This is a genomic window from Virgibacillus sp. GM2-2 (assembly GCF_055329585.1).
This window is the reverse complement of sequence record NZ_JBUZWC010000001.1, coordinates 121,896-135,287: the sequence shown is the minus strand read 5'-3', so window position 1 is coordinate 135,287 and position 13,392 is coordinate 121,896. Positions and strand designations below refer to the sequence as shown.

9 protein-coding genes are annotated in these 13,392 nt (G+C 38.7%); 7 read left to right on the top strand and 2 right to left on the bottom strand.

Going from position 1 to position 13,392, the window contains the following annotated elements:
- Positions 1–381 precede the first annotated feature (381 nt).
- The 4 genes from ACY9Z2_RS00575 (at position 382) to pdxA (ending at position 5,640) form a co-directional block, all read left to right on the top strand.
- Positions 382–2,118, top strand: coding sequence for a PrpR N-terminal domain-containing protein (locus tag ACY9Z2_RS00575; protein WP_463607648.1), 1,737 nt, complete (start codon positions 382–384; stop codon positions 2,116–2,118).
- 224 nt (positions 2,119–2,342) lie between these two features.
- The gene (locus ACY9Z2_RS00570) at positions 2,343–3,326 is read left to right on the top strand and encodes a 2-keto-3-deoxygluconate permease (RefSeq protein ID WP_463607647.1); all 984 of its coding nucleotides are present in this window, start codon (positions 2,343–2,345) and stop codon (positions 3,324–3,326) included.
- 26 nt (positions 3,327–3,352) lie between these two features.
- Entirely contained in the window at positions 3,353–4,645 is a 1,293-nt protein-coding gene (locus tag ACY9Z2_RS00565) for a four-carbon acid sugar kinase family protein (RefSeq protein WP_463607646.1), read from the top strand.
- Positions 4,645–5,640: a 4-hydroxythreonine-4-phosphate dehydrogenase PdxA gene (gene pdxA / locus ACY9Z2_RS00560; protein WP_463607645.1), complete on the top strand. Its 996-nt coding sequence runs from the start codon at positions 4,645–4,647 to the stop codon at positions 5,638–5,640. The genes ACY9Z2_RS00565 and pdxA overlap by 1 nt, the downstream gene beginning before the upstream one ends.
- 500 nt (positions 5,641–6,140) lie before the next feature.
- Here the strand turns inward: pdxA and ACY9Z2_RS00555 are convergent, their stop codons facing one another.
- Positions 6,141–7,790, bottom strand: a complete 1,650-nt coding sequence (locus tag ACY9Z2_RS00555) for a metal ABC transporter solute-binding protein, Zn/Mn family (protein ID WP_463607644.1) — start codon at positions 7,788–7,790, stop codon at positions 6,141–6,143.
- Between the two features lie 273 nt (positions 7,791–8,063).
- Here ACY9Z2_RS00555 and ACY9Z2_RS00550 point away from each other — a divergent pair, with 273 nt between their 5' ends.
- Positions 8,064–9,335 carry an MDR family MFS transporter gene (locus ACY9Z2_RS00550; protein ID WP_463607643.1) on the top strand — a complete coding sequence of 424 codons (1,272 nt, stop codon included), beginning with the start codon at positions 8,064–8,066 and terminating at the stop codon, positions 9,333–9,335.
- Positions 9,336–9,543: 208 nt separating this feature from the next.
- Positions 9,544–9,747 carry a Fic family protein gene (locus ACY9Z2_RS00545; protein WP_463607642.1) on the top strand — a complete coding sequence of 68 codons (204 nt, stop codon included), beginning with the start codon at positions 9,544–9,546 and terminating at the stop codon, positions 9,745–9,747.
- 40 nt (positions 9,748–9,787) lie between these two features.
- Here ACY9Z2_RS00545 and ACY9Z2_RS00540 read toward each other — a convergent pair whose 3' ends face one another.
- Positions 9,788–11,560 (bottom strand): glycoside hydrolase family 13 protein, encoded by a 1,773-nt coding sequence (locus ACY9Z2_RS00540; RefSeq protein ID WP_463607641.1) that lies wholly within the window; start codon positions 11,558–11,560, stop codon positions 9,788–9,790.
- 387 nt (positions 11,561–11,947) lie between these two features.
- On the opposite strand from ACY9Z2_RS00540, the gene ACY9Z2_RS00535 reads away from it, so the two are divergent.
- Positions 11,948–13,222: a sugar ABC transporter substrate-binding protein gene (locus tag ACY9Z2_RS00535; RefSeq protein WP_463607640.1), complete on the top strand. Its 1,275-nt coding sequence runs from the start codon at positions 11,948–11,950 to the stop codon at positions 13,220–13,222.
- Positions 13,223–13,392: the final 170 nt, after the last annotated feature.

Genomic DNA, 13,392 nt, shown 5'->3' with positions numbered 1-13,392 from the left:
ACTACGGCACTTGGGCTAGGCACCGTGCGACTCGGGCGGGAGTGTATCGAACTCGGGAGAGGAACCACGGGACTCGGGCGAGGATGTGTAGAACTCGGGCAAGGAACCACGGGACTCGGGCGAGGATGTGTAGAACTCAGGCAAGGAACCACGGGACTCGGGCTAGGATGTGTAGAACTCGGGCAAGGAACCACGGGACTCGGGCCGGGATGTATAGAACTCGGGCGAGAAACCATGCCATTCGGGCCACTAATTGGTAAACTCAGAGAGCTTATTTTTACAGGTATTAAAATATGAACATGTCTTTCAATCTACATGACATCTCCCTCTCAATATGTCATAATAAATATGTTGAAAAATGCAACAAGTGAGGGATGTTCGATGATAAAAGCGCTATTAATTGCTCCGTATCCAGGTTTAGCAGAAACGGCTAAGAAGATTGATACACCAGCTGATATACAGTTAGACGTTACCATAGCTAACTTAGAAGAAGGTGCAAAGGCAGCTCAATTAGCGGAAAAGCAAGGATATGAATTAATCATTAGTCGTGGTGGAACGGCTTCTATGATTCAGGATGTTGTGTCTATCCCCGTGGTACATATTGAGATTACTGGTTATGATATGCTGCGCGTTTTCACCCTCATACGTGGAATTAAAAAAGGTGTAGCACTTGTTGGATATGCAAATATTTCGCAAGGAGCGGCTACGATTTGTAACATATTAGAATTTGACGTGAAAATGATAACCATTCAATCAAGGGATGAAGTGCGGGATCACTTGGAAACGTTGAAACAGGAAGGCTTCGCTGTTGTTATTGGAGATGTTATTACGGTTCAAGTTGCGGAACAGATTGGACTGCGTGGGGTTTTAATAACATCTGGGAAAGAAGCTGTTATGGATGCTTTGGAAGAAGGGAAGCGGGTATACAACTTTTTCCGGAGAGTGAATAATCATTTCTATCATTTCCAGGAGGCGTTTCATTCATTTCCCTATCCAACGGTTTTGCTGAATGGTAATGGAGAAGTTATTGATAAAAATCTATTGTATGAACAGGATAATCAACTAAGTGAAGTGATGATGACTCCTGCGATTGCTACTATTATCAAAAGGGTATTGGAATTTGAATCGACGCAATGGGCTCAGGTAGAAGGTAATAATGTCGTATACGAGGTACAAGCTTATTTGGTTAGTAAGTCGGATGCTATTGTTGGCGTAACCATTCATTCTATTTTGAGGAATACGCAGGCTAAGGCAATAAGCGTTATGAATCATCCAGTGCATAAACCCATAATTGGGAGTAGTGAGCAGGCGGAGCGATTAAGAAAAAATATAGGAAACTATGCAAAATCCGATGAGATTATAAGTATTATTGGTGAACAAGGAACAGGTAGATTCACTATCGCGCAGGAAATCCATTTTGAACGATTCGGCCAACGTGCACCCATTATTGTGATAGACGGAAAAAAATTGCCGAAAGAGATTTCTGAGTTAGCGGACATACAGGATAAATTAGTAGCATTTAAACAGGGAACCATTCTAGTAAAGGATGTGAATTCTATACCTGTTGAAAGACAGGATAGCTTTCATAATATAGTACGTAATATACCAAAATCGTTGAAGGTTATCGTAACATCTAGTGAACCGCTTGATGATCTTATGCAGGATGGTGCATTGGATGAAAACCTCTACCAAAAAATAGCCGCTTTTCCATTACATTTACCTCCGCTTCGAGCGAGAAAAGAGGACATTGGTGAGTTTGTTGATTACTTTTTGACCGAATTGCATGCGGAAAATGGCAATGAAACGGTTGGAATGAAATCGGAAGCTGTTGCCTATTTAAAGCAATTTGACTGGGGTGGCAATCTTTTTCAGTTAAAAAAGGTAGTTAGAGAACTAAGTCTGATGTCGATGTCAAATTATATCGAGCTCTCACACGTGGAAGAGTTGATGGATAACTATAATAGAGACGGTGCAAGCTTGGCGCTTGATGGTACATTGGAAGAGATTGAGCAAAAAATAATCACACAGGTATTAAAGGAAGAAGGCAATAATCAGTCAAAAGCCGCAAGTCGATTAGGTATAAATCGGTCGACGCTATGGCGAAAATTAAAGCAATAACAAATGTAGGGGATCCTGATAAAGGGTCTCTTTTTTTTACAAGAAAAATCCAGCCTTTTCTAATGTGTTGTTTAAAATTGCAACACTTAATTATACTGGTAAAATTTAAAAGTATAATTATGTTGCAATTTATATCAATATATTTTATGATAATCAATGTAAACGCTTTTATTATTTTCAAACGTTTAATTATTAAACATATAGACAAACGAGGGGGATTTAAAATGAAGATTAAAGCATCAATCGAACGAATTCCTGGAGGTATGATGGTAGTGCCGTTGTTGCTCGCTGCAACACTTAATACCATTGCACCTGATTTATTACGAATTGGGAATTTTACACAAGCATTATTTGTTGATGGGGCAAGTACACTTATCGCACTATTTCTTTTATGTACAGGGGCACAAATTAATTTTCGCAATGTAGGGGTAAGTCTTGGAAAAGGTGCTACATTGCTTACAACGAAATGGTTAGTAGGAGCAGCAATCGGTTTGATTGCGTATATGTTCGCAGGTGATAATGGATTATGGTTAGGTTTAGCACCAATTGCGATTATTGCGGCTATGACTAATAGTAATGGTGGTCTATATGTGGCACTTGTTGGACAATACGGTGATAAAACAGACCGTGCCGCGTATTCATTACTTGCATTAAATGATGGACCATTCTTTACAATGGTAGCACTGTCTATTTTTGGGGCTATGGGATTTGTTGACGGATTGTTTTCTTTCGTTTCATTTGTTGCCGTGTTATTACCAATTGTTGTTGGTATGGTATTAGGTAACTTGGATGAAGAAATGCGAGAGTTCTTGGATAAAGGTAGCTCGATGTTAATCCCGTTCTTTGCGTTTGCATTAGGTATGGGAATTGACTTTGCAGCAATTATTGATGGTGGATTAACAGGTATTGTTCTAGGGCTAGCAACTGTTTTCTTAACTGGTACAGCAGGTTACTTCGTGTTCAAAGCATTTAAATGGAATCCAATTGCAGGTGCTGCCGAAGGTTCTACAGCGGGTAACGCAGTAGCTACACCAGCAGCGATTGCAGTAGCAAGTGCAAGCTTTGCTTCACACGTTGATCTTGCGACAGTACAGGTTGCAGCATCGACTGTTACTACAGCAATTTTACTGCCGATTTATATCGGATTTTTGGTAAAACGTTTAGAGAAAAAAGGTGTCAAAATACCAGACGATTATGTTATCGAATAAATCTTAGTAATAAATGAGGAATCAACATGAAACAACAACTGATAGGAATTATTGCAGACGATTTAACAGGAGCAAATGATAGTGGGGTACAACTGACGGAAAAAGGCATTAACACCTCTGTATTATTTGATATTCCGCATGATGGAGATAATTCTGATAGCGGTATTGTAATTGATACGAATTCACGTGCACTATCTAAGGAGGAGGCTTTTTCGGTTACAAAACAGGCTGGTAAATTTTTGAAGACAGCAGGTTATCCAACTATTTATAAAAAAATGGATTCAACGTTGCGCGGGCATATTGGAACGGAGCTACAAGCGCTTTCTGAAGTATTTGATCCGGAGTTTGTTTTTATAGCTCCGGCCTTTCCTTCAGTTGGAAGGACAACGAAAGATGGGATTCATTATGTTAATGGAGAGAAAATAGCTGATACCGAAATATCTAAAGATCCTAAGCATCCCGTTACAGAATCGTTTATTCCAGCGTTAATCGAGAAGGAAATAGGAGCGTCTGTTGGGTTGGTTACAACGGCCGATTTTGAAGCTAATATTTTTCGGGAAAAGCTTGAGGGCTTTAGAAAAAACGGTCTAACATATATTGTCTGTGACGCTGAAACCCAGAATGATTTACGAATGGCTGCGCAACAAATGGCTGAGATTTCGGAGCGCGTTATTTGGTCTGGTTCAGCAGGGTTAGCAGAAGTACTTCCAGACGTACTAGGTATTAGCGAAGCTGCTGGTGAACGAACTTTTTCAAAATCAAAACAAGTAATGACTGTCTGTGGAAGTCTATCACAGGTAACGCAGGGGCAAGTGCAATATGCAATTAACCAAGCTAATGTGACTGCTGTGGAAATCGATACGTTGAAAATTTTTAGCGATGAGTGGGGCACACTAAGAAACAATTACGTTCAAGATATCCTTGCGGGACTAGCAAACAAACATGATATTGTTTTGTACGTACCGTCGAATGAAGCGGTTCGGGAGCAGGTTAAGCATATTGGTGAAAAATTGAACTTGTCGGGATACGACATTGGTGCTCGTATTTCTGGAGCGATTGGTCAAATCGTTGAAAGTGTGATGGATCAGACTGAAGATGTGTCTGGCTTTGTGTTGACCGGCGGGGACACGGCAAAAGATACGTCGCGCCATTTAGGTGGAATAGGATTTCGCTTGGTGAAGCAGGTTGAAGCAGGTATTCCATTAGGGACATTGATTGGTGCGGAACGCGAATATACGGTTGTCACAAAAGCTGGTGCATTTGGAAAAGAACATTCGATTTATCAAGCAATGCTGGAATTGAAGGAAGGTCGTAAATAATGAGTAAGAAACCGATTATAGGAATTACGATGGGCGACGCGGCAGGAGTTGGCCCAGAAATCATTGTAAAAAGTCTGCAGAGTGAACAAGTTTATGACCAATCACATCCAGTTGTGATTGGTGATGCAAAAATGTTGCAGCGTGCAGCTGATATTCTAAAGGTTGATGTGACAATTAAAGAAGTTGACGGAGATTCTGATTTCACCGCTACTTATGGTGAAATCGCATGCTATGACTTAGATTTGCTTTCAGAAGATCTTCCGTTTGGAGACGTTTCCTCTGATGCTGGTCACGCTGCTTTTGAATACTTGCGAACTGCAATTGAACTTGCGAATGAAGGTCGGATTGACGCGATTTGTACTGCACCTTTAAACAAGGAAGCATTACACAAGGGTGGACATATTTATCCAGGACACACAGAAATTTTGGCAGAATTAACCGATACGAAAGACTTTTCGATGATGTTGTCTTCACCAAAATTAAAGGTAATTCATGTTACGACACATGTCGGATTAATTGATGCGATTAATATGATTGAGCCTGAACGTGTTTATAATGTCATTCGCTTGGCACATGAAACACTGACGAATTCTGGTGTGAAACAACCGCAAATCGGTGTATGTGGAATTAATCCGCATGCTGGTGAGAATGGGTTGTTTGGATACGGGGAAGAGGAAGAGAAGATTATTCCTGCTATCGAGCGTGCGACTGGAGAAGGAATCGATGTTGAAGGTCCATTACCGGCTGATACGTTATTCTTCCGTGCACAACGCGGCGATTTTGATATTGTCGTTGCAATGTACCACGACCAAGGTCACGGCCCGATTAAAGTGTTGGGACTAGAAGCTGGAGTAAATATTACTGTTGGACTTCCTATTATTAGAACAAGTGTTGACCATGGTACAGCGTTTGATATTGCGGGTACTGGTGTGGTTGACGAGAGAAGCATGTTGGAGGCGTTGAGACAGGCTATTGAGTTGGCGCCGGAGCGGTAGAAGGATTTAAGGTTAAAATTTATTATGAAAGCTGTTAGTTCCATAGAGACCTAAAATCCTATGGAATTAACAGCTTTTCTGATTTAAAGTAAAATTTTTAGTTTGTGTTTGAAAGAAAAAGAACGAACTGGGAAGATTTATTTAAGATATATTGTTTTAATAGTAATTGTGCAACACAATAGATTGGCAAGGTCTCGAAATCATGCCATAAAGGTCTTTGCATCAACAAACTGTTACCATTGTATCGAGTTGCACTCTGCTATCCCAGTAAATTATCTGAATAGGAAAGTTGTTGGGTTACTGGAACCGATTCACAAATATTAGTGAAGTTTATTAGGGTACAATTGAATTATCTTTTTTGGGCCAAAGCGTAATCATTACGATTTATAAAAGAAAAATAAAGCACCATATTTGGTGTTGATGTAATCGTTCCGTTCTCATCGTTTGTTATGTCCTTTCCTATGTCGACAAGGTGCGCACTTTTAGTAACCAAGTAATCATTAATGTTTCATCATCTCATGGGCAATCTTATGTCCTCTCATTTCCGATGGATAGTAGGTTGGCCAGTTTGTGAGCTCACTTAACAATGCTTCACGGTCATCTCCCCAATACAGATGGTAATGACTCACTTTAGTCGGGGTAATATGATGATCACTAAACTGAATATATTTGGGAGCCTGTATTGCTCCATCATTACGTTTGAAAATGTAACGTACACCTCGATTTCCAGCTTTATACGTTAAAATTTCATAACCGTCATAGATATACTGACCGGAATAGTGCTTGCCATTTTTATAATACGTTACTGTATCTCCCTGGATGACAATGCGATTAACCTTTGTTTGATACCCTTTTGTATAATAGTCCTTATATTCTTCTGCGGTCATTACACCTTCGTGTTCAGCTTTGTGTTTGAACACTTCATCAAGTGTTCCGTCCTTTAGATAAGGATATACCGATTGCCAATCACCTGCCCAATCTGAAAGTGTGCGATCCTTTACCTGACTGTCTTCAAAATAACCTTCATAAATTTGTTTTGCTGTACCGTCGTGGGCGTGTTGATGCTCATGCTGGTCCTCGTTCTTTTGTGTGTTTGTGGCCTTCTCAAGCACCTGTAAATTGTGTTTCATGATCGAAATGTAATCATTATTTTTTTTGATATCTTCATCTGTTAGGACAGATAGATTATGAATCTGTAATGCCTCCGCATTGATTTGTTCCTGGATGATTTTTGATATTTTGTTGGTAACGTTTTGTTCAAAAATGACATATTCAAGATTGTGATCCTTTGCAATAGTAACAATGTGGGCTAATTCCTTCTGGGATGGCTCTGCACTTGGTGAAAGGCCACTTATGGCAATTTGTTCAATTCCATAGCGCTTTTCCCAGTAACCATATGCCGCATGAGAGACAAGAATTTCCTTATGCTCATTATTTTTCAATGTTTGCGTAAATTGTTTATCTAATGCAAGCAAATCTTTTTTCAGTTCTTCATAATTTTGGGTGAAAGTCTCCTTATTTTCCGGCTGCAGATCAGTTAAATTTTTCTTAATAATTTCAGCAACTTCGATCATACGTACTGGATCCAGCCAAATATGAGGATCCTTGTCGCCATGATGATGGTGATGGGAATGGCCGACATGTTCTTCATCCGTTTGGTTCGATTTTTTCCCGCCATCCGTATGTTTTTCACCTTGCATGTCCTCATGCTCATGAGAATGTGTATCATGATTATGGGAATGTTCATGCTCCTCCTCATGGCTATGCTGATCTCCATTTTTAAGGAAAAGCGCCTCATGTTTACCAATTTCAATTAATTTTACATCCTGATTTGCCAATGCATCCGCCATGCTTTCCGCGGATCCTTCCATGTTCTCTCCCATATACACGAATGCATCACTTTCTGCTATAGCAGTCATTTCCTTTGAATCTGGTTGATATGTATGCGCGTTCGCACCTGGTGGATACACAGATTTCGTTATTACAGCATCACCCCCAATACGTTCAACCGCATATTGAAATGGGTATAACGTTGTGTATACCTTCAACTTTGAATCCTCACTTTTGGAAGAATCTTGATTTGCTGACGTGCAACCAGCTAGAATCATCCCAACAAAAATTAATGCAATCAATACCTTAAGTTTATTCATCTCGTTTCTCCTCTCCAATTTTATGTGAGCAAAAATCAGTATATCGTAATGATTACGATTTGTAAATAGGAATGATTACGATTTATAAAAAAGTGTAAAATCTTAGAAATGAAGGGGGGTAATAAACTTATGTAGTTTTAATAATGATGCTAAAATTGCTATTGTGTTCCCACAAACTACGTGGTAAATTCTATAGGTACTTAAAATAATTAAAAATAGTTCGAATATAGCTAGTTCAACTATGAGAGACAAAACTGAATCGAGGCAATAACAATGAAATGGAAAGATTGGGATCGGAATTTAAAGGTCCGATTATATGGGGAATTTTTAACGAATGTTTTATTTTGGATGTTTTTTCCGTTTATGGCGATTTATTTTTCGGAGCATTTAGGGAAAGAGCTTGCTGGCTTGCTGTTGATTGTGTCACAGCTAGTAGGTGTATTCACCAATTTAATAGGTGGGTATTGCGCGGATAAGTTTGGTCGTAAAAGAATGATGACGATATCGATGTTCGGTCAGGCGATTTCGTTCGTTTGTTTCGCGATGGCAAACTCACCGTGGTTTGAATCAGCAATACTTAGCTTTATTTGTTTTTCGGCGCTTGGTTTCTTTGGATCATTTTATTGGCCAGCGAGTCATGCAATGGTTGCAGATGTGGTGCCTGAAAAACATCGTACGGAAGTGTTTGCGGTATTTTATACAGCTATCAATATATCAGTGGTTATCGGTCCAATTTTAGGAGGAATTCTTTTCTTTGGGCATCGATTCGAGCTTTTGTTAGCTAGTGCTGCTGCAAGCTTTTTGATGACGATATTAATTCATAAATTAATTCGAGAAACGGTACCGGTTCAAGAGAAGGTTGAAGCTAACGCTGGAGATAGTAATTGGCGAACAGTAATTAAAGAACAGCTGAAGGATTATAAAGTAATCATTAATGATAAGGCTTTTCTCCTATTTATAATTGGTGGAATTTTTGCGGCACAGGCATTTATGCAGATGGATTTATTGCTCGCGGTATATATGAACGATCAAATTACGTCCCAAGAATTGTTTTCACTTGGTGATTGGTCGCTAACGGTGAACGGTGAGGAAGCGTTCGGCTGGATTATCGCGGAAAATGGCTTGCTTGTTGCGTTATTAACCGTGTTTATGTCTAAATGGATGACAAAGTATTATGAGCGAAATGTGTTTGTGATTTCCTCATGCTTTTACGGTGTTGCGATGCTTTTATTTGGTTATACGACAAGTATTTGGGTTATCGCTTTTGGTATGTTTGTATTTACGATTGCGGAACTGATGGTTGTTGGTATACAAGAAAGCTTTATTGCCAAGCTTTCGCCAGAGCATATGCGCGGACAATATTTCGCAGCAGGTAGTTTACGTTTTGCAATTGGGCGCGCGATTGCACCGATTGCGATTCCGATGACTGCTTGGATTGGTTATGAGTGGACATTTAATATTTTGTGCCTTTTAACGTTGGTTGGTGCGTTTATGTATGTGTTGACGTTTAGACTGATGGAACGTGATAGAGAGTTAGCTAGGTAAGAGTGCGGGTTCTCCCATTATTGGGGGGACCTGCTTATTAGTTTATGTTAATAAAATATATTCAGGGGCTGAGCCAACTTTTGTTGAAGCTGATATCTTTAAAACCATAATTCCTCTGATTGATAATCACAGTGACCAAGCTAGTGACCAAGCCAGTGACCAAGCCAGTGACCAAGCTAGTGATCAAGCTGATAGAACGAAGGAAATTTTGGAGTTTTGTAAAATTCCTAAGAGTAGAAGCGAACTACAAAGCTTTTTAAAAATTAGTAGCAGAAGACACTTAAGAATAAAGATATTAAAATCGTTAATTGATAGTAAATTATTAAAATTAACCATCCCTAACAAACCTACAAGCCCAAAGCAAAAGTATTATACAAATAATAGGTTGTTGAGGAGTATGTTTAAAATCTAGGCAGAATCCAGATAAAAATGGATTCTGCCTAGACTCTAATTTAGTACAATTCCAAAACCCGAAAATCATGTTGTTTTACTTTAAATTTAGCCGTTCCGGAATTAAGTTTGTTTTTTTCTATGCTTCCATTCATAAAAAATAACTCATTAATTTGTTTAGTTTGCATGAACTCATTTATATTGATTTCTACCTCAACGTCACTATTGTTAACTACGAAAATTAGTCGTCTTTGATCTTTGGATTTTTCATAAACGATGGTCTGATTAACATCATCAATATGCAAGAAGCGGAATTCCCCACCATTTCTCACTAATGGCTCTAACTTTCGGAAGTTAATCAGTGACTGTACAAAGTTAAGTAACTCAAGGTTTTGCCTGTTCTTATCCCATTCCATACACGCGCGACAACCTGGATCCTGTCCACCAAACATTCCGATTTCATCCCCATAATAAATACAAGGAGTTCCAGTGAACGTAAGTTGGAATAAGTACATTAGCTTAACACGTTCAAGCTTTCCTTCAGCTTGAGTCAAAATTCTTGGTGTGTCGTGACTATCTAGTAAGTTAAAAGCGACCTCATTCACATTTTTCGGATACATATGTTGAACCTGTGAAATCGTGCTAGCAAATTCACTAGCAGCTATCCTGTTTTTGCCAAAAAAATCAAGAACAGCAGTAGTAAAAGGATAGTTCATTACTGCATCAAATTGATCGCCTTGTAGCCATGGCATAGAATCGTGCCAAATTTCACCTAGAATATATGCCTCAGGCTTTATACCCTTTACAACCCTTCTGAACTCACGCCAAAATGCATGATCTACTTCATTAGCAACATCTAACCGCCATCCATCGATATCAAATTCCTCTATCCAATAACGTGCCACATCTAATAGATAGCGTCTTACGTCTGGATTTTCCGTGTTTAATTTAGGCATCGATGAAACGAAGGCGAATGCGTCGTAGTTTGGTTTCGGTTCCGTTGCAATCGGAAAATCCCAAATGTGAAACCAATCTTTATAGCTCGATTTTTCTTGGTTTTTCAATACGTCTTGAAATGCTTCGAAAAAGTATCCGCTATGATTGAATACGGCATCCAGCATGACTCGAATGCCCCGTTTATGACACTGCTTTACAAGGGATCGAAAGGTTTCCTTGTCACCAAATTGTGGATCAATTTCCATGTAGTCAATAGTGTCATATTTATGGTTGGAATTTGCTTTAAATATTGGTGTGAAGTAAATGCCATTTACTCCAAGCTCTTCTAAATAATCAAGGTGATCGATTATTCCTTTAAAATCACCGCCAAACATATTCGTTGGTGAGGGGGCCGTGCTTCCCCATGGTAATGTGCCATCAGGGTCGTTTGATTGATCACCATTTGCAAAGCGTTCAGGGAAGATTTGGTACCAAATAGTATCTTTTACCCACGAAGGCGCCTGAAAGATATCCGCTTTGTTCAAAAATGGAAAGCAGAAATAATTTGAAATCTCACTTGGCTTGGAAGAAAAAATTCCCCCTTCTGTGTAAAAAATAGTTTGCCTTTCATCTGAGCACTTAAATGCATAACGTAAACGACGAAATGTTGGTTTAACAGCGGTAAACCAATAATCATAAAGACTGGTCGAACCTGACTTTTCCATTTCAATTGTATTAGTTTGCCATTGTTCATCTATCCAGTCATATGGGTCGCCGAAAACAAGCGCAACGGAATTCATATCATTTTTTTTCGTTTGTAAAAAAATATGGATTGTCTCTTCATCAAACGCATAGGCAAAGTTATTTTTCGGGCGGTGGTAAATTGCTTCTTTTATCATGGCAAACTTCCTCCTTGAAAAGCATAGTTTGAATCATTTAGATGTGCAAACGATTTCGCTAGTTATGCTTCTAATGGTCTGGTATTAGACTGACATTGCTTGTAAAAAAACAACCCCGACTTTTGAATTAGCAAAGTCGGGGTTGTTTTTAAAAAGCATTGCCCTCAAATTTTCATCATTGATATTAATATTAATAACAGTACTTATGTAGCGTGTCAATAGTTATTGGATTCTAAAAGCAATTAAAATATAAAAATAAAATTATTTTCTGAAAACGCTTGCAAATAATAAAACGAGATTGTAGAATATAGTGCAAACGTTTGCACCAAAATACCACTGCGTTTTGGTAGAGAATTTTAAATTATATTTAAAGGAGAGTAAAGGATTATGAAAAAGAATTATCTGCTTTTATCACTTATTGGAATACTTACGCTGTTTGCGCTAGTTGCATGTGCTCCAGATCGTGAAGAAACAAAACAGGATGAAACGGATTCTGAAGGAGCGGCAGAAAAGCCAGAGGAACTTACTATATGGGCGAATGATGAAGAAGATCAATTAGAAGCGATTAAGAAAATAGTAGCTGACTACGAAGAAAAAACAGGAATTAAAGTAAATGTGGTAGTAAAGTCGATGCTAGATCAATTGGAGGAATTAGCACTTGCTGGTCCTGAAGGAAAAGGACCTGATCTTTTTATTCAGCCACATGATCGAATTGGTAACATTGTAGCCCAGGGACTTGCGGAACCATTAAAAATATCTGAAGAAAAGCTGAATGAATATAGTGATGCTGCAGTTAATGCCGTTTCTTACCAATATAATGACGAAACGAATATATATGGTGTTCCTGCCGTAATTGAAACATATGGAATTTTCTACAATACAGATATTGTTCCAGAAGCACCTAAAACGATAAATGATTTAAAAACAATATTGGAAGAGAAAACAAATCCTGCGCAAGACAAATATGGTTTTTTAATGAAGCCAAATGATTTATATTTTGCTTTCCCTTTCTTTAAAAACTTTGGTGGATACATTTTCGGTGGTGAAACTGGTGAGTATGACACATCTGATATTGGCTTAAACAATGAAGGAGCTGTTGAGGGTGGAAAGCTATTCCAGTCGTTCTTCGGACAAGGATTAATTCCGCCGTCAACAACAACTGATGTAATTGATGGTCTATTCACAGACGGAAAAGTAGGTGTGGTTATTAACGGACCATGGAGTATTACTGGTTATAAAGAAGCACTTGGAGATAAATTGAAATTTGCTCCATACCCATCAATTAACGGTGAACCAAGTTCTACATTTGTTGGTGTTAAGTCTTGGATGGTTTCGTATTATTCAGAGAAGAAGGAATGGGCAACTGATTTAGCGTTATTTATGACAAATCAAGAAAACTCTCAGCATTACTTTGAAGTTGCTGGTGAATTAGTTCCGAATAAACAGGTACTTAGTTCTATTGAGGACCCAATCTATTCTGCGTTTGCAGAACAGGTCAAACATGGTGTTCCAATGCCTAGTACTCCAGCGATGGCACAGGTTTGGGAACCAATGAACAATGCGCTGCAATTTATTGCTGAAGGTGAAGATGTTGCGCCGGTTTTAGATGAAGCTGTTCAACAAATCAAGACTAAGATTCAATCTAGCGGGGCATCACAATAGTAGTTTCATAGAGTGTGAATTAGATTTCCTTTGCTAAAGGAACTATGTCTAGTTTGATTATTGATCGAATGGTGAGTTTTTCTACCAGAAGAAGTAAAAATATAGCTGTTGAAACGATACTTCTTAGTGTACAGAAGTCATTAGCGGAGTATCGTTTCAACTGTATTATT

What these genes read in the sequence shown, in the direction of transcription:
- ACY9Z2_RS00575 (WP_463607648.1), top strand. Translation starts at nt 382, where the DNA reads ATGATAAAAGCGCTATTAATTGCTCCGTATCCAGGTTTAGCAGAAACG.
- ACY9Z2_RS00570 (WP_463607647.1), top strand. Translation starts at nt 2,343, where the DNA reads ATGAAGATTAAAGCATCAATCGAACGAATTCCTGGAGGTATGATGGTA.
- ACY9Z2_RS00565 (WP_463607646.1), top strand. Translation starts at nt 3,353, where the DNA reads ATGAAACAACAACTGATAGGAATTATTGCAGACGATTTAACAGGAGCA.
- pdxA (WP_463607645.1), top strand. Translation starts at nt 4,645, where the DNA reads ATGAGTAAGAAACCGATTATAGGAATTACGATGGGCGACGCGGCAGGA.
- ACY9Z2_RS00555 (WP_463607644.1), bottom strand. Translation starts at nt 7,790, where the DNA reads ATGAATAAACTTAAGGTATTGATTGCATTAATTTTTGTTGGGATGATT.
- ACY9Z2_RS00550 (WP_463607643.1), top strand. Translation starts at nt 8,064, where the DNA reads ATGAAATGGAAAGATTGGGATCGGAATTTAAAGGTCCGATTATATGGG.
- ACY9Z2_RS00540 (WP_463607641.1), bottom strand. Translation starts at nt 11,560, where the DNA reads ATGATAAAAGAAGCAATTTACCACCGCCCGAAAAATAACTTTGCCTAT.
- ACY9Z2_RS00535 (WP_463607640.1), top strand. Translation starts at nt 11,948, where the DNA reads ATGAAAAAGAATTATCTGCTTTTATCACTTATTGGAATACTTACGCTG.